This window comes from Arthrobacter sp. Soil763 (genome assembly GCF_001428365.1).
GTDB lineage: Bacteria > Actinomycetota > Actinomycetes > Actinomycetales > Micrococcaceae > Arthrobacter.
This window is the reverse complement of the sequence record NZ_LMSH01000001.1, coordinates 122792-139020: the sequence shown is the minus strand read 5'-3', so window position 1 is coordinate 139020 and position 16229 is coordinate 122792. Positions and strand designations below refer to the sequence as shown.

At 71.3% G+C, this 16229-nt stretch carries 13 protein-coding genes; 7 read left to right on the top strand and 6 right to left on the bottom strand.

The genetic code is table 11. The features are described from left to right. The first annotated feature begins 5 nt into the window (after window positions 1-5). From ASG71_RS00605 to ASG71_RS00595, 3 genes are read left to right on the top strand one after another with little or no spacing between them, the layout of a single operon-like run. The gene (locus ASG71_RS00605) at window positions 6-1418 is read left to right on the top strand and encodes a gamma-aminobutyraldehyde dehydrogenase (protein WP_082574717.1); all 1413 of its coding nucleotides are present in this window, start codon (window positions 6-8) and stop codon (window positions 1416-1418) included. A gap of 19 nt (window positions 1419-1437) precedes the next feature. Beyond that, window positions 1438-3153, top strand: a complete 1716-nt coding sequence (locus ASG71_RS00600) for an amidohydrolase (RefSeq protein WP_056736075.1) — start codon at window positions 1438-1440, stop codon at window positions 3151-3153. Between the two features lie 60 nt (window positions 3154-3213). Further along, on the top strand, window positions 3214-4488 hold the full coding sequence (locus ASG71_RS00595; protein WP_056736073.1) for a M20 family metallo-hydrolase: 1275 nt from the start codon (window positions 3214-3216) through the stop codon (window positions 4486-4488). Here the strand turns inward: ASG71_RS00595 and ASG71_RS00590 are convergent. Beyond that, window positions 4485-5255, bottom strand: a complete 771-nt coding sequence (locus tag ASG71_RS00590; protein WP_056736072.1) for a hypothetical protein — start codon at window positions 5253-5255, stop codon at window positions 4485-4487. The genes ASG71_RS00595 and ASG71_RS00590 overlap by 4 nt on opposite strands. A gap of 43 nt (window positions 5256-5298) precedes the next feature. On the opposite strand from ASG71_RS00590, the gene ASG71_RS00585 reads away from it, so the two are divergent. Together ASG71_RS00585 and ASG71_RS00580 are read left to right on the top strand one after the other, a co-directional pair. After that, window positions 5299-5904, top strand: coding sequence for a YdeI/OmpD-associated family protein (locus ASG71_RS00585; protein ID WP_056736070.1), 606 nt, complete (start codon window positions 5299-5301; stop codon window positions 5902-5904). A 52-nt stretch (window positions 5905-5956) separates the two neighbouring features. Next, the gene (locus ASG71_RS00580; protein WP_056736068.1) at window positions 5957-6727 is read left to right on the top strand and encodes a phosphatase PAP2 family protein; all 771 of its coding nucleotides are present in this window, start codon (window positions 5957-5959) and stop codon (window positions 6725-6727) included. A 24-nt stretch (window positions 6728-6751) separates the two neighbouring features. On the opposite strand, the gene ASG71_RS00575 is transcribed toward ASG71_RS00580, so the two are convergent. The 5 genes from ASG71_RS00575 to ASG71_RS00555 form a co-directional block, all read right to left on the bottom strand. Then, on the bottom strand, window positions 6752-8614 hold the full coding sequence (locus tag ASG71_RS00575) for a glycogen debranching N-terminal domain-containing protein (protein WP_056736066.1): 1863 nt from the start codon (window positions 8612-8614) through the stop codon (window positions 6752-6754). Between the two features lie 90 nt (window positions 8615-8704). Continuing rightward, window positions 8705-9880: an ABC transporter ATP-binding protein gene (locus tag ASG71_RS00570; RefSeq protein ID WP_200947913.1), complete on the bottom strand. Its 1176-nt coding sequence runs from the start codon at window positions 9878-9880 to the stop codon at window positions 8705-8707. Next, complete coding sequence (locus ASG71_RS00565) at window positions 9877-11376, bottom strand: ABC transporter permease (RefSeq protein ID WP_056736064.1); 1500 nt, start codon at window positions 11374-11376, stop codon at window positions 9877-9879. The genes ASG71_RS00570 and ASG71_RS00565 overlap by 4 nt, the downstream gene beginning before the upstream one ends. A gap of 96 nt (window positions 11377-11472) precedes the next feature. Then, on the bottom strand, window positions 11473-12525 hold the full coding sequence (locus tag ASG71_RS00560) for an iron ABC transporter substrate-binding protein (RefSeq protein ID WP_056736062.1): 1053 nt from the start codon (window positions 12523-12525) through the stop codon (window positions 11473-11475). A gap of 164 nt (window positions 12526-12689) precedes the next feature. Then, window positions 12690-14000 (bottom strand): glycoside hydrolase family 76 protein, encoded by a 1311-nt coding sequence (locus ASG71_RS00555; RefSeq protein ID WP_082574713.1) that lies wholly within the window; start codon window positions 13998-14000, stop codon window positions 12690-12692. 158 nt (window positions 14001-14158) lie between these two features. On the opposite strand from ASG71_RS00555, the gene ASG71_RS00550 reads away from it, so the two are divergent. Together ASG71_RS00550 and ASG71_RS00545 are read left to right on the top strand one after the other, a co-directional pair. Further along, window positions 14159-14968, top strand: coding sequence for an SDR family NAD(P)-dependent oxidoreductase (locus tag ASG71_RS00550; RefSeq protein WP_056736060.1), 810 nt, complete (start codon window positions 14159-14161; stop codon window positions 14966-14968). Next, window positions 14965-16191 (top strand): acyl-CoA dehydrogenase family protein, encoded by a 1227-nt coding sequence (locus ASG71_RS00545; protein WP_235563891.1) that lies wholly within the window; start codon window positions 14965-14967, stop codon window positions 16189-16191. The genes ASG71_RS00550 and ASG71_RS00545 overlap by 4 nt, the downstream gene beginning before the upstream one ends. Window positions 16192-16229 lie beyond the last annotated feature (38 nt).

Sequence of the window (16229 nt, the reverse complement as noted above, 5' to 3'; positions counted from 1 at the left end):
CGAGAGTGCTTACGCTGAAGAACGTCATCAACGGCCGCCACGACGACGGCGGGGCCGGCGCCACCCTGCCGTTCCACGATCCGCGTACCGGCGGGCAGCTGGGGGTCGCCCCGGACAGCGACGCCGCCACAGTGGACCGGGCGTTCAACGCGGCGCAGGCAGCGTTCCGCACCTACAAGCGCACGACGCCGGCCGAGCGGCAGGCCATGCTCCTGGCGCTCGCGGACCTGGTCGAAACGAACGCGGACCGGCTGCTGGAGGCCGAGGTCGCGTGCACCGGCAAGCCGGCGGCAATCACCCGCAGCCTGGAGATCCTGCGCGGCGCGGACCAGCTGCGCTTCTTCGCTGGCGCCTGCCGGGTGGTCTCCGGGACGGCCCAGACCGAATACGTGGCCGGATTCTCGTCCACCGTGCGGCGCGAGCCGTTGGGGGTGGTCGCCCAGATCACCCCGTGGAACTATCCCTTCATGATGGCGGTCTGGAAGCTCGGCCCGGCCCTCGCCGCCGGGAACACGGTGGTCCTCAAACCGGCGGACACCACGCCGTGGTCCTCGGTGATCCTGGCCGAACTGGCCCAGCAGGTCTACCCGGCCGGCGTGGTCAACGTCGTCTGCGGCGGGCGGAACACCGGGGCCGCCATGGTGGACCACCCCGTACCCGAACTCGTCTCGATCACCGGGTCCACCCGGGCCGGCGCCCAGGTGATGTCGGCAGCCGCCGCCACCTTGAAGGACGTCCACCTGGAACTGGGCGGCAAGGCCCCCGCGATCGTCTTCGCCGACGTCGACATCCCGCAAACCGCCCGGGAGATCGCGCTCGGTGCCTTCTTCAACGCCGGGCAGGACTGCACCGCCGTGACCCGCGTCCTGGTCCACGAAACCATCCACGCCGAGTTCGCGCAGGCGCTCGCCGACGCGGCGTCGGCCCTGGTCACCGGCGGGGAGGACGCGGACCTCGGCCCGCTCAACAGCGCCGCCCAGCTGGACCGGGTGGAGGGCTTCATGGCCCGGCTGCCCGCGAACGCCCGCATATTGACCGGCGGCAAGCGCACCGGGACGGGGTTCCACTTCGCCCCCACGGTGATCGACGGCGTCGTCCAGTCCGATGAGGTCGTCGCCGAGGAAATCTTCGGCCCGGTCGTCACCGTGCAGCCGTTCGCCAACGAAGCGGAGGCCCTGGAGCTCGCCAACGGCACGAAGTACGCCCTGGCCTCCAGCGTCTGGTCCAACAACCATGGCACCGTAACCCGGGTGGCGAACGAACTCGACTTCGGTTCGGTCTGGATCAACTGCCACCAGGTGATCCCCGCCGAGGCGCCGCACGGCGGCTTCAAGCATTCGGGCACCGGCAAGGACCTCTCCGTTTTCGGGCTCGAGGACTACACCCGGATCAAGTCCGTCACCACCTCCCACCGCTGAGAATGACGCAAGGTATGCCATGAAACTCGATCTGCTGCTGACCAACGCTGACGTCATCACCATGGACCCGCGGCGGCCCTCGGCCACGCGCCTGGGGATCTGGCAGGGACGCGTCGTCGGGCTGGATGAGGAGGTGGCGGGCCTGGCCGCGGCCGAAGTCCTGGACCTCGGCGGCGCCACGGTGACCCCCGGTTTCATCGACGCCCACTGCCACACCACCTGGTTCGGGCTGGGCCTGGGCGAACTGGACGTCTCCGGCGCGCGCGGACTCAACCAGCTGTACGCGCTGCTGGAGGCGGGCATGGCGGCGGACGGCACAGCGGCAGGCGGCACGGCGGCCCCGGCCGCGGTACCGGGCTGGCTGCTCGCCACCGGTTTCAGCCAGCAGCAGCACGGCGGGGCGTTCCCCGACATCGCCGTCCTGGACAGGATCACGGGCGACCGCCCGTTGTTCATGCGCCACAACTCCGGCCACATGGCCGTGGTCAACACCGCCGCGCTGCGGCTGGCCGGCGCGGACCAAGCGTCGTTCGCGGATCCCGACGGCGGCGTCATCGTCCGCGACGACGCCGGCCGCCCCACGGGACTGGTGCAGGAGACGGCGCAGCAGCTCATCCAGCAGCTGATCCTGCCCTACTCCACCGAGGCGATCGAAGCGGCGCTGGACCGCGCCACCCGGTACTACGCGGCGGAGGGCATCACCAGCTTCACCGAGGCGGGGATCGGCGGCGGCTGGATCGGCCACAGCCCGGTGGAACTGGCTGCCTACCAGCGGGCGGCGTCCGCCGGCCGGCTGCACGCGCGCGCCCAACTGATGCCCGTCCTGGACGTCCTGCACCCGCTCGAAGGGAAGCATCCGGGCGGTGCCGCCCAGGCGGGCCTGGACCTGGGCATGGCCAGCGGCTTCGGCGACGACCTCCTGTCCCTGGGCCCGGCGAAAGTGTTTCTGGACGGCTCGCTGCTGGGGGAAACCGCCGCGGTCAGCCACGAGTACTGCAGCCACGGCGGAACGGACAACACCGGGAACACCGGCTACTTCCAGGCCGACCCGGCGGTCCTCCGGGACAACATCGAGGCCGCCTACGCCGCGGGCTGGTCCATCGCAGCGCACGCCATCGGAGACCGGGCCGTGGACCTGGCCCTGGACATCATCACCGGCTGTGCCCGTCGGTTCGGGCCGCGCGCCGTGCCGAACCGGATTGAACACGCCTCCATGACCCGGCCGGACCAGCTCGACCGGCTGGCCGCCGCGGGAATCGCCGTCACCCCGCAGTCCAGTTTCTTCCACGAAGGCGGCGACGGCATGACCGCCTCCCTCGGACCGGAACGCACCGGGTGGGCCTACCGGGCCTCCTCCTTCCTCAGCGCCGGGGTAATCCTGGCCGGAAGTTCGGACCGGCCGGTGGCGGACGGCAACGTCCTGCGCGGCATGCAGGCCTTCGTGGACCGGCGGACCTCCTCCGGCGCCCTGTTCGGCAACGCCACCGAACGCCTGACCCCGCGGCAGGCGCTCGCGGCGTACACCACCGGTGCGGCCGCGGCCACCGGCGCCGCGCAGGCCAAGGGCTCACTGGAACCGGGGAAACTCGCCGATTTCACCGTCCTGTCCGGCTCGCCGCTGACCGCCGAACGGATCGACGCGCTGGAAGTCCTGGCCACCGCCGTCGGCGGCCGCTTCACCCACCAGGCGCTGCCGGACCGCCCTGCAGGCACCGCCGCAGCCCTGCACCACTAGTCCCGCCGCCACGCCCGGCCCTTTTCCATTTCATCCCGTCCACCAGCACCAGGGGAACCCATGACCGCCAGCACTTTCAGCCCCGAAGACGCCGCCTTCCTCCGCGACTTCGCCACCATGAGCCGGTTCGGCGCCACCCCCAACGGCGGGGTCGACCGGCAGGCCGCCACCGCCGCCGACGGGGAGCAGCGGCGCTGGCTCACCGGATTGCTGGAATCCCGCGGATTCAGCGTCCGGTTCGACCGGGCCGGCAACCAGTGGGGCCTGTACGAGGCCGTCCCCGGGGCGCCGTTTGTGGTGGTTGGGTCGCACATGGACTCGCAGCCGACGGCGGGAAGGTACGACGGCGCCTACGGCGTCCTCGCGGCGGCGCACGCGGCATTCCGGCTGGTCGAGGCATGGTCCGGCGGCCAGCGCGCCCGCGCGGCCGGCGGACCCAGGTTCAATATCGCCGTGGTCAACTGGTTCAACGAGGAAGGCTCGCGGTTCAAACCGTCCATGATGGGCTCATCGGTCTACACCGGCAAGCTGTCCCTGGAGACGGCGCTGGAAACCACGGACGCCGCCGGGATCCGCGTGCGCGACGCCCTCGATGCGATCGGCGGACGCGGCGACTACGGCGGCCCGGAAGCGGCCTGTTGCGCCGAAATCCACATCGAGCAGGGCCGCAGCATGGAACGCGACGGCGTCACGATCGGGCTGGTCAACTCCAACTGGGCGGCCAACAAGTACGAGTTCGTGGTGCTCGGCGAACAGGCCCACACCGGCTCCACGGTGATCGCCGACCGCAGGGATGCCCTGCTCGGTGCCTCGATGATGGTGGTGGCGGCCCGGGAACTCGCCGACCGGTTCCCCGGCGTCCTGCACACCTCGGTGGGACAGCTGACCGTCTACCCCAATTCGCCCGTCGTCGTGCCCTCCCGGGTGAACCTGCTGCTGGACCTGCGCAGCGCGGACGAAGCGGTCCTGGCCGAAGCCGACGCCCTGCTGCACCGGCGGATCAGCGAGATCGAGCAGCTGGCCAACGTCTCAGTCGAGCGCCACCACTCGCACTCCTGGCCGGTGACCCCCTACCAGCCCGAGGGAGTGGAGCTCGCGGCCAAGGTCGCCGCCGACCTCGGCCTGTCCAGCCGCGAGGTGATGACCCTGGCGGGCCACGACTCGACCAACATGAAGGACCTGGTCCCTACCGTCATGCTGTTCGTTCCCAGCGTGGACGGCATCTCCCACAACGAACACGAATTCACCCGGGACGAGGACACCGTGGCCGGGGTGGCGATGCTGACCGAGGTCCTCGGCCGGCTGTGCGAGGGAGCCTTGGCCGAGGGCGCCTAGGACGTCTCCGGCGCCGCCGAGATCCAGAGGGCATGCGGGTGGGCGGCGCCTCCGTCCGCGTCGGGATTGGCGACGTGCAGCAGCGGAACGGCGGCGTCCTCCACGGCGGCCACCTCGTGGCCGGCCTCGGCGAGCCGGGCGCGGAGTGCGACGAGGTCCCCGGCGTATTCGAAGGCCAGCCCGGCGCTGCCGGCCGCCGGTCCGGTCCCGGCACCGACCATCAGCACGCCGCCGTTCTTGGCGGTGAACGTCTCGCTCTCGCCGGGGTCTGCAGCGGGCGCGCCCGGGGCTCCGGGCACCCGGGGGCGGGCGCCGATGTCGCGCAGCGTCCGGGTGGCGGCGGTCGGGTCCGCGGCGAACCAGATTTCGACGACGGTGAGGTCCGGCTCCGCTTCCGGGGATCCGGCCCAGCTGCCGTCCGTGGCGCGGACGGCAGGGTCGGCGAGGAACGCGAATCCGTCGGGGGCCGTCACCCGGCAGGACGAGCCGTGGTCGGCCTCGATGACCTCCGCCGTGGTGCCGCCGTCGCCGGCCGCCTCGGTGGTGCGCCGGGCGAATTCGGCGAGGTCGCCCACTTCCACGCCAAAGGAGGTGGAGCCGTCCTTCGCCGACCCCGCCTCGGCGAAGTGCAGCGCAAGCCGGCCGCCGCCGGCGTCGAACTCCCGCCAGGTGGCCTCGTCGACGGTCTTGACCAGGCCCAGGTCAATCAGCAGGCGCTCCCACTGGTCGAGGCGTGAGGTGAAGTGGATGGGTCGCACGCGCAGCATGGCAATCTCCCTGGCGGGTCGGGGCTGGGAGCACAATGGTGCCATGGCTGCCGAACTAAGGGAACTGTTGGTCCGCGACGCCGCCGAATGGCGGGCCTGGCTTGAGCGGCACCACGCCGAGAGTCCCGGCGTGTGGCTGGTGCTGCACAAGAAGGGCGGCTCCGTCACGGAACTGGACTACGAGGCCGCCCTCGAGGAGGCGCTGTGCTTTGGCTGGATCGACGGCCAGGGCAGGCGCCGGGACGCGGAAACCTCCTACCAGCGGATGACCCCGCGCAGCCGCCGGAGCGTGTGGTCCGCGCGGAACGTGGAGCGGGTCGGCCGGCTCGAAGCCGCGGGCCGGATGGCCCCGGCCGGGCGGGCCGCCGTCGAGAGCGCCCAGGCGGACGGCCGCTGGGAGGCGGCCTACGCCGGACAGGGGACGGCTGACGTGCCGGAGGACCTGGCCGCGGCCATCGCGGCCGAGCCGCGGGCGCAGGCGATGTTCGAGGTGCTGACCTCGGTGAACCGGTACGCGCTGATTTACCGGACCAACTCCGCCAAACAGGCCGCCACCCGGCAGCGCCGAATCGCGGGTTTCGTAGAGATGCTGGCCCGCCACGAGACCCCGCATCCGCAAAAGCGGCGGCCGGAGCCGGACGGACAGTAAGCTCCCAGCACCCGTCCGGGCAACCCGCAGCCGGTCATGGCAAAGTAGATGGATGCCTTCCCTAGAACGCGGACAGCCCCGAAGCGCCGAGCCCACCCCGCGATCCCAGCGCCGGCTGTTCTTCGCCGCCGCGGGACTGCTGGTGGCCGGCGACGCCGTTTTCTGGCTGATGCTCGCCGCCGTCCAGACGGACTCGGGACTGGCGCTGCTGGACGGCGCCGTCCACAACAAGCTGGTGGCGGGCAGGTCGCCGCTGGCCACAGGCGTGCTGGCCGCGGTCAGCACCGTGACCTCCCCGGGCGCGATGGCGGCCATCGGCACAGCCGTGGCGTTGGCCTGGGCGGTCCGGAAGCGGGAACTGTGGCGGCCCGGGCTGCTGCTCGGGGCGATGGCGGCCACCTTCGCGGCCTCCACCTTCATCAAGCACCAGATCGGGCGCGGCCGGCCCTCCGCCGCGGACTTCCTGATGGGGCCGGACGACGCCCTGTCCTTCCCGTCCGGCCATACCTTCGGAACCGGCGTATTCCTGCTGGTGCTCGTCTACCTGCTGCTCGGCCGCACCGGCCCGGGACGGCGCTCGACGGCGGTGCTCGCCTTTACCGGCGCCGCGCTGGGGACGCTGCTGGTGGCGTTCAGCCGGCTCTACCTTGGCTATCACTGGCTCACCGACGTCGTGGCGTCGCTCGGCCTCGCGGTGGCCGTAACCGGCCTCGCCATCCTGGTCGACGGGCTCCGCGCAGCACGCCGGGACCCCGCCGGCGAGGCCGTCCCGGCCGTCACGGCCACCCCGGAGGCCGCGGCTCCCTCCCGCCGGCTGCCCTAGCTGTACTGCCCGTGGCCGCGGCGCCTAGACCGCGGCGCCCAGGGCCTGGGCCAGCACCACCGCGGACGCCGAGGACCACGCCTGCGGGTGGCACGAGGCCGGATACGGCACCGCCTGGCCGGACTCCGCGGTGCTGACTCCGGCGAAGAGTTCAGGCAGCCGGTTTCCGAAGGCCCCGGCCGCCGCCAGCAGGCCGCCGGCGAGGACCTGCGCCTCGGCGGTGAATCCCTCGCCCAGCAGGCCCCTGACGGCGATCGCGGTGTCGTGGCTCCAGACCGACCCGCAGTGGTAGCTAAACGGCCAGAAGCCCGCCGCCCGTCGGGACAGAGTGTGCAATCCGTACCCGGAGAACAGTTCCGGGCTCAGCAGCCGGTCCGCCACCAGCCGCGCCTCGTCGGGATCCAGCAGTCCGGTGCCCAGCAGGTGTCCCATGTTCGACCCGGGGATATCCAGCGCCTCGCCGTGGCCGTCGAGGGCAATCGCGGGGAACCGTCCGCCGTCGTCCTCCACCCAGAACCGTTCGCGGAATTGCTGCCGCAGCGCCGCGGCGAAGTCGCGCAGCTCCGCGGCCCCGGGTTCGCCGTAGGCGTCGAAGAGGTCCGCTGTCGCCACGGCTGCCTGGTAGGCGTAGCCCTGCACCTCCGCGAGGGCGATCGGCCCGTCGGCCTGCCGCCCGTCCCGGAACTGCATCGCATCGCGGGAGTCCTTCCAGCCCTGGTTGCTCAGGCCGTGCCCGGAGGTATCCAGGTAGCTGAGGAACCCGCGGTTGGCCGTGTTGTCCGTGGCGGCGCCGGCCGCCAGCAGCCACTGCGCCGCGCGGGCGGCGTTGGGCAGCAGCGCCCGGACCGCGGCGTCCTCGGCACCGGTCCGGCCCAGTTCGGCGAGCAGGCACAGCCAGAGCGGGGTGGAGTCCACCGCGCCGAAGTACACCGGGGGAAGCCGCAGGGACTGGCTTTCGAGGACGAGTTCCTTGGCCCGCAGTTCATGCAGGATCTTGCCCGGCTCCTCGGCCGCGGCGGGGTCGGTCCCGGTGCCCTGGTAGGCAGCGAGGGCCCGGAGGGTGCCGGCGGCCAGCCCGGTATCGACCGGCAGCAACAGCCGTGCGGCCCAGAGCGAGTCCCGGCCGAAAAGGGTGAAGTACCAGGGGGCGCCGGCGGCCAGGAACGGCGCGTCGGGCGCGGTGCGGGTCGCCAGCCGGAGCCCGTTGAGCTCGTCCAGGGCGTTGTCCAGGAGCAGGCCCAGGGCGCCCTCGGGGCGGCGCTGCACCCGGGCCGTGGTCGACGGCGGGGCGGCCAGCACGGCGTCGCCGTCGTCGGACAGCACGGCCTGCCACTCTGCCGTCAGGGGTGCCCCGCGGCCGGCGGTGCCGCGCCAGGTGAGTCGTTCGCCCGGGCCGACCCGGCCGGGCGCGGCAATGGTCAGGGTCTTTCCGTCCTCCGCCCAGCGCAGGGAGGAGTCATCCGCTGCCGATGGAGGCAGCGGGTCCCGGAACCGGCCCAGCCGGATCGCGGCCATGTCGGTGAAGTCCGCTGCGAGCCGCACCTCGATCTCCGCGTCCAGCGCCTCCAGCGAGGTGCTCAGCCGCAGGGCCACGCGGACGGCGCCGGGCGTCACGGTCCAGGTCTGCAGGAGTTCGACGGCGGGGTCTTCGGTGGGGCCCTCGATGCCGCGGACCAGGCCGCGGACGCGGAGCACGCCGCCGGGGGAGGCCTCCACGGTGGCCGGTTCCGGTGCGAAGCCGTTGACGGTCACCTCGGCGCGGCACAGCATCCGGGTGTCCCCGTGCAGCAGCCCGGTGAACCACCCGGGCTGCCCTCCGTCGCCCCCGCCGCCCGCGCCGCCCAGGCGGCCGTCGGCGTCCAGCCAGACCTGGGTGGGGGCTGCCACGGAACAGTGCTGTCGGTGAAGCGCAGGCTGAACAGTCATGCGCCCACCCTATGCCGGAGGGCGGGGCCGGACCTAGCCTGCGGGCCGGGCTCAGTCCTCGGTGGTGTCCTCCATCGGGAAGGCCACGGCCTCCCCGACCACTCGGAGGCAGAGCTCCATGCCGGGCCGGGCGATGGAGGCGTTCCAGTGCCGGATGGTGATGATTTCCCCGCCGCCGGGGTAGCGGTGGTCCGCGACGGCGCCCTGGGCCAGCACCGGCGGCACCGAGAGTTTGAGGCGCACCGTGGTTTCCGGGCCGAAGTAGTCGGTGTCCACCACGGTGCCGCGGATCGGGCCGTCCTCGGCGATCCGGATCTGTTCGGGCCGGAGCATGAGCTGGACCCGTCCCTGCGCCGGGGGACGCCGGACCGGGATGCCGCCCAGCGAGCAGGTGGCCAGGGAGCCCTCCATCCAGGCATCCAGGATGACGGCGTCGCCCAGGAACTCGGCGGTGGCCCGGTCCGCCGGCCGGGTGTAGACCACGAACGGGTTGCCGATCTGGGCGAGCTTGCCGCCGCGCATCACCGCGACCTGGTCCGCGAAGGAGAGTGCCTCCGCCTGGTCGTGGGTGACCAGGATGGTGGTGACGCCGGCGTCCTGCAGCACCTTGCCGACGGCGCGGCGGGTGGCGACGCGCAGGCCGGCGTCGAGGGCGGAAAACGGCTCGTCGAGCAGCATCAGCTCGGGCTCCCGGGCCAGCGCGCGGGCCAGGGCGACGCGCTGCTGCTGGCCGCCGGAGAGCTGGTGCGGCCGGCGCCGGGCCATCGCCGGGTCCAGGGCGACCATCTCCAGCAACTCGGCGACCCGGGACTTGACGCCCCGGTGGCCGCCGGGCAGCTTCCCGGCGTCGAGCCCGAAGGAGATGTTCTGGCCCACGTTCAGGTGCGGGAACAGGGCGCCGTCCTGGGCGACGTAACCGACGTGGCGCTTGTGCGCCGGAACCCAGACGCCGTCGCCGGCCACCGGGCTGCCGTTGAGCGAGATGGTTCCGGTGTCGGGGTGTTCGAACCCGGCGATCAGCCGCAGCAGCGTGGTCTTGCCGGACCCGGAAGGTCCCACGATCGCCGTCGTTCCGCCCTTGGCCACGGCAAGGTTGACGCCTTTGAGGACGGCCTGGGGCCCGAAGTTCTTGGTCACGGCCTGCACGTCCAAGTGGCTGTTGGTGCTGGGCGCCACGGACGGTGCGATCCGGGGCTCCGGAAGCCGGGAGGGGTTTTGTTCGGTCACTGTCCCGCTGCTTTCTTGGACTGCTGGAAGAGGAGGTAGGTCATCGGCGCCGAGATCAGGATCATCAGCAGCGCGTAGGGGGCCGCTCCGGCGTAGTCGATTTCGCTGCTCTTGCTCCAGAACTCGGTGGCCAGGGTGCGGGTGCCGTTGGGGGAGAGCAGCAGGGTGGCGGTGAGCTCGTTGACGATGCCGAGGAAGACCAGCGCCGCGCCGCCCGCGGCCGCCGGGGCCGTGAGGCGCAGGGTGACCCGCAGGAACGCCAGCAGCGGCGGCTTGCCGAGGGCCTGCGCCGCCTCGTCAAGCTCCTTGGGCGCCTGGGCGAGACCGGAGCGGAGGTTGACCAGGGCCCGCGGCAGGAACAGCAGCACGTACGCGGCGAGCAGCACGGCCGTGGTCTGGTAGAGGTCCGGGGCCATCCGGATGCTCACCGTGACGAACGCGAGGCCGACGACGATTCCGGGCATGGAGCTGGTGACATAGTTCGACAGTTCCAGGGCCTTGCTGAACCAGCCCGGGTGCCGCACGGCGAGGTAGGCCATGGGGAAGGCGACGACGACGGTGGCCGCGGCACCGCCCAGGCCGTAGCCGAGGGTCTGCAGCAGCGCCGGCGCGAACTCGTCGGCGGCCCAGATCTCCGGTCCGCCGGCGAAGATCCAGCGCAGCACGAAGGTCAGCGGGAGCCCGAAGGCCAGCGCGGTGAGGGCCAGCAGGGCCAGCTGCGCCGGCACCTGGTAGACATGCAGCGGCAGGCGCAGCGCGCGGGCCTGGGCGCCGGAGCCGACGCGGGCGTAGCGCGCGGTGCCGCGGCCGCGGACCTCCACCAGGAGCAGGATCAGGCAGAAGAACACCAGCACGCTGGCGAGCATGTTCCCGGCCGTTCCGTTGAACGTCGACTGGTACTGGACCATGATCGCGGTGGTGAAGGTGTCGAAGCGGATCATCGCGAAGGCGCCGTATTCGGCCAGCAGGTGCAGCGAGACCAGCAGCGCGCCGCCGGTCATGGCGATCCGGAGCTGGGGCAGCACCACGCGGAAGAAGGCCCGCCACGCGCCGAGGCCCAGGGAGGCGGCGGACTGCTCGATCGCCGGGTCCAGCCGGCTGAGCGTCGCGGCGGCGGGAATGTAGACCAGGGGGAAATAGGAGAGCGTGGCGATCAGCACGCCGGACCAGAGCCCGCCGAGCGAGGGCACCGCGGAAACCCAGGCGTAGCTGTTGACGAACGCGGGAATGGCCAGCGGGGCCGCGAGCAGCACGGCCCACACCTTGTGGCCCTTGAGGCTGGTGCGTTCCACCAGCCAGGCGCCGCCGACGCCGAGGACGACGCACAGCGGCACGGTGACAATCATCAGCAGCACGGTGTTCAGCAGCAGCTCGCCCACCCGCGAGCGGAAGATCAGGGCGACGGCGGTGTCCCAGCCGGTGGCGACGGTCATGAAGACCACGTAGCCGAGCGGGATCAGCGAAAAGAGCGCGATCAGGACGGCCACGACGCCCACTGCGGAAACGCCGAAAGGCGGGCGGGGGCGCTTGCCCCTGCCCGCCGTCGTCGTGCCTCCGGTGGTTCCGGAAGCCGTTAGCGTTTTTGCCACTGCTTAGAGCAGGCCTGCCTTGGTCATCAGCTCGGTGACCTTGGCGGAGTTCAGCTTGGCCGGGTCGACCTTGGGCGCCTGCAGTTCCTTGAGCGGAACCAGCTTGTCGTTGGACGGGACGTCCGAGCCGACGGCGTACTCGAAGGAGTTGCCCTTCTGCAGGACTTCCTGGCCCTTCTTGCCGGTGATGAACTTCAGGAACGCCTGGGCGCCTGCCGCGTTCTTCGAGGACTTCAGTACGCCGCCGCCGGAGACGGACACGAACGCGCCGGGGTCCTGGTTTTTGAAGTAGAACGGCGTGACGTTCTTGGAGTTCTCGCCGGTCTTGGCCTGGTCGCCGTAGTAGTAGTAGTGGTAGATCAGGGCGGCGTCCACCTCGCCGGCGTTGACGGCCTTCATGGCCGTGCTGTTGCCCTTGTAGGCCTTGTAGTTTTCCTTCATGCCCTTGAGCCATTCCTCGGTGGCGGCTTCGCCCTTGAGTTCGAGCAGGGCGGAGACGATCGCCTGGAAGTCGGCGCCGGACGGCGATGCCGCCCACTTGCCCTTCCACTCCGGCTTGGCCAGGTCCAGCATCGACTTTGGCAGCTTGTCGGCGGACAGCTTGGTCTTGTCGTACACCAGGACGGTGGAGCGGGCGGCGATGCCGGTCCACTTGTTCGTGGAGGGGCGGAATTCGGCGGGGACCTGGTCGAGGGTGGCCTTGTCCACGTCCGCGAACAGCCCGGCGTTTTCGACCTGGGCCATGGCGGGGGAGTTCTCGGTGAGGAAGACGTCGGCGCGGGAGGCTGCGCCTTCCTGGATGATCTGGTTGGACATCTCGGTGTCGTCGCCCTGGCGGAGGGTGACCTTGATGCCGGTCTCCGCGGTGAAGGCGTCCACCCACTCCTTGGTCAGGGATTCGTGCTGGGCGTTGTAGACCGTGATTTCGCCGGCGGGCTTTCCGTCGGCTCCGGTAGTGCTGCCGGAGGTCGAGGTGCCGGCGCCGCAGGCGGACAGGCCAAGGGCGGCGGAAGCGGCCAGGGCGATGCCTGCCAGCGCGTTGGTGCGGATCTTCATGGGACTGCTTTCTGCAAGGAAATGGGCGTTGGTGCCTAACCTCCGTGAGCGGGGAAGTTAGGGCATGCTCACTACGAAAAACTGTAGTTAGCCGTACCTAAGTAACCAAGCCGAGAAGGCCTTAAGTGAGCAGGATCACACGAATTACGAAACTATTGCGTGACTTAATTGCCAGCGGCGGGTCGCGCGGGGTCCGCGGGGGCGGGGTCCTGCGCGGCGGGATCCGTGGGGGCGGGTTCCTGTGCGGCGGCCGGCACGGATGCCGGGGCGGGCGCGCCCACCGCGGGGAGCTTCCCGGCGATCGAGGCGGCCGCCTCCAGGACCATCCAGGCCTGCAGCTGGGTGGAGAGTTCGACGGCGGATCCGGACGGGTAGGTGCGGCGGGCCGGCAGCTCGGGGCGGGCCGAGAAGACCAGCCGGGCTCCCCGGCGTGCCAGCGGCTCCTGTGCCGCGACCAGGCGCCTGCCTTCCCAGAAGGCCTCCGCCGTGTCTGTTACCAGGAGGGCCGCCTCGGCCCGGGTCTCCGCGGGCAGCCGCTCGTCGACCGCGGCCAGGGCGAGGTATCGGACCAGGATCCCGGTGAAGAGGCCGCCGTCGCCCGTCCCCTCGGAACGCAGCACGGTCGCCTTCCGCCCCATCAGCGGGGCGTCCACCGTCAGGCTGCGTCCGGCGGCCGCCACCAGCGCGGCCGCGCGCTCGAGGTTGGACTCGCCGCCCAGTTCCAGCAGGGCGCCCAGCACCGGGCCCTGGTTGTAGGTGTAGATGGCGTCCTCCAGGACCGGCTCGCCGCCGGGGGTGATCCGCAGGCCGTCGCGGTACATGCCCTGTTCGGGGTCGTAAAGCTTGGCGTCGAGCCAGTCGAGCAGGGCCTGGGCCTTCCCGGCCTGCCCGGTCCGGGCGTAGTACAGGGCCACGGGGCCGGTGGCGGGGGTGTTCTTGAAGTCCCGCTTCTTGCTCCAGAAGGTGCCGCCGCCCAGGTCGTCGGTGGAGGCCGAATCGAACTGGAGGGTCAGGCTCCGGAGTACTTTGGCGTTGCGGCGGCGGCCGGCGGTCTTGCGGCTGTCCGCGGCCAGCGTCTCCAGCCGCAGGGTTGCCAGGGCCAGCCACGCCATGTCGTCGTAGTAGTTGTTGACGATTCTCAGGAAGTTGCGGAGCCGGATGCCGGTGACCAGCCGGGAGGCGAGCCTGCCGGCGCTGGGCAGGTTGTCGCCGTCGAACTTCCCCGGCGTGTGGCCGTCGGTGCCGAGTTCGCGGCGGCCGGTGTCCACCAGGACGTCCACGTAGTGCGCCTGCCACCAGTAATGCCAGGGCCGGGCCAGGTTCTTCAGCCGGCCCGAGGGGCGGGTGATGGCGGCAATGTGGGTGCTGGGCAGGAAGAAGAGGCGCTGCCCGAACAGCCGGGTCACCGAACGCGCGGCCTCGTCGGCGCGGAAGGACCAGTTCGGGGCGGGGGAGTGGGCGGGTGCTGCGGTCATGGACCAAGCCTAGTGGCGGCCGCGGCTTCAGCGCGGAAACCCGGCGCGGGGGTGCGCAACATTCCTATTCCAGTTAACCTAAACTAACTAAGCGTTCCCCGGCCGGCGGGCCCGACAGGTGTCAGTGCCGGGGTTTCGTTCCACATCAAGGAGGATGCATGGACGTCTCGGGTACTGTTGCGCTGATTACGGGCGGCGCGTCCGGGCTGGGGGCCGCGACCGCGCGGCGGCTGTTCGACGCCGGGGCGTCCGTGGTGCTGGTCGACCTGCCAAACTCGGCCGGGGAAGCCTTCGCTGCCGATCTCAACGCGTCGGCCGGCGGCGGCGCGCCCGAAGCGGCCAACCGGGCCGTCTTTGTCCCCGCGGATGTCACCAGCGAGGAGCAGGTGCAGGCCGCCGTCGACGCCGCCGTCGACCTTGGCCCCCTCCGGATCGTGGTGAACTGCGCCGGCATCGCCACCCCGGGGAAGGTGCTGGGCCGTGAAGGCGTACTGCCGCTGGAGACCTTCAGCCGCGTCATCCAGATCAACCTGGTGGGCACGTTCAATGTCATCCGCCTGGCTGCCGCCGCGATGGCCGCCACCGAGCCGGTCGCCACGGAGCTCGGCGGCCCGGAGCGCGGCGTCATCATCAATACCGCCTCGGTCGCCGCGTTCGACGGCCAGATCGGCCAGCCAGCCTACTCCGCCTCCAAGGGCGCGGTGGCTGCGATGACGCTGCCGATTGCCCGGGAACTGGCGCGCTCGCTGATCCGCGTGGTGACGATCGCCCCCGGCATCTTCGAGACCCCCATGATGGCGGGCCTGCCGCAGGAAGCGCAGGACTCCCTCGGGGCGCAGGTGCCCCACCCGTCCCGGCTCGGCCGACCCGCGGAGTACGCCAACCTCGCCGCGCACATCGTGGACAACGCGATGCTCAACGGCGAAACCATCCGGCTCGACGGCGCCATCCGCATGGGACCGAAGTGAGCCTCGGCGTGGACGCCCCCGCCGCCTCCGGCACTCCCGCCGGCGGCGCCGCCGGGCTGCCGACCGCGGATTTCTACGGGTTCGAGGCGCTGCTCAGCGCCGCGGAGCAGGCCAAGCTGGCGGAACTGCGGGACTTCCTGGCGCGCGAGGTGGCGCCGTTCGCCACCCAGTGGTGGAATGACGCCGAATTCCCGGCGCACATCCTGCCCAAGCTCGCCGCGCTGGAACTCAGCGCCCCGGCGCAGCGCGGCTACAGCCACCTCTTCGCCGGGCTCGTCATCGCCGAGATGACCCGGGTGGACACCTCGCTCGCCACCTTCTTCCTCGTCCACCACGACCTGTTCGTGGAGTCGCTCTACGGCTTCGGCTCCGAGGACCAGAAGGCCCGGCTGCTGGCCGACGCGGCTGCCCTGCGCACCACCGGGGCCTTCGCGCTGACCGAGCCGGACCACGGCTCCGACGTCGCCGGCGGCATGGAGACCACGGCGCGGCGCGTGTCCGGCGGGGACTCCGGCGACTACTGGGTGCTCAACGGCGCCAAGCGCTGGATCGGCAACGGCACGTTCTGTGACTACATGCTGGTCTGGGCCCGCGACGAGGCCGACGGCAGCATCCGCGGGTTCATCGTCGACGCGGCGCTGCCCGGCGTGCGCCGGAGCCGGATCGAGAACAAGATCGCGCTGCGCACGGTGCAGAACGCGGACATCGAGTTCACCGACGTCCGGGTGGCCGAGGCCGACCGCTTCGCCGGGATCAACAGCTTCGAGGACACCAACGAACTGCTCCGCGGCTCCCGGATCATGGTCGCCTGGCAGGGTGTGGGCCAGCAGCTGGCCGCGTTCGACGTCGCCCGGCAGTACGCCGTCGAACGCCAGCAGTTCGGCCGGCCGCTGGCGAAGTTCCAACTGGTCCAGCAGCAGCTGGTGGCGATGCTGGGCAACGCGGTGGCAAGCATGGGCATGATGGTCCGGCTGGCGCAGCTGCAGGCCGACGGCGCCGCGGATATGCCGCAGGTGGCGCTGGCGAAGTCGTATGTCAGCGCCCGGATGCGGGAAACCGTCGCGATGGGCCGGTCCCTGCTGGGCGGCAACGGGATCGTCACCGACTACCGGATGGCCAAGATCTTCGCCGACGCCGAAGCGATTTACACCTACGAGGGGTCGTACGAGATCAACACCCTGATCGTGGGCCGGGCCGTGACTGGCGTGTCGGCCATCGTCTAACCCCCAGAGCGCGAACGTACACTTCAGGCCCTGCGTCG

Excerpts from the sequence above, each read along its gene's own strand:
- ASG71_RS00600 (WP_056736075.1), top strand. The coding sequence starts at position 1,438 with ATGAAACTCGATCTGCTGCTGACCAACGCTGACGTCATCACCATGGAC.
- ASG71_RS00585 (WP_056736070.1), top strand. The coding sequence starts at position 5,299 with ATGGCTGCCGAACTAAGGGAACTGTTGGTCCGCGACGCCGCCGAATGG.
- ASG71_RS00560 (WP_056736062.1), bottom strand. The coding sequence starts at position 12,525 with ATGAAGATCCGCACCAACGCGCTGGCAGGCATCGCCCTGGCCGCTTCC.
- ASG71_RS00595 (WP_056736073.1), top strand. The coding sequence starts at position 3,214 with ATGACCGCCAGCACTTTCAGCCCCGAAGACGCCGCCTTCCTCCGCGAC.
- ASG71_RS00580 (WP_056736068.1), top strand. The coding sequence starts at position 5,957 with ATGCCTTCCCTAGAACGCGGACAGCCCCGAAGCGCCGAGCCCACCCCG.
- ASG71_RS00555 (WP_082574713.1), bottom strand. The coding sequence starts at position 14,000 with ATGACCGCAGCACCCGCCCACTCCCCCGCCCCGAACTGGTCCTTCCGC.
- ASG71_RS00550 (WP_056736060.1), top strand. The coding sequence starts at position 14,159 with ATGGACGTCTCGGGTACTGTTGCGCTGATTACGGGCGGCGCGTCCGGG.
- ASG71_RS00590 (WP_056736072.1), bottom strand. The coding sequence starts at position 5,255 with ATGCTGCGCGTGCGACCCATCCACTTCACCTCACGCCTCGACCAGTGG.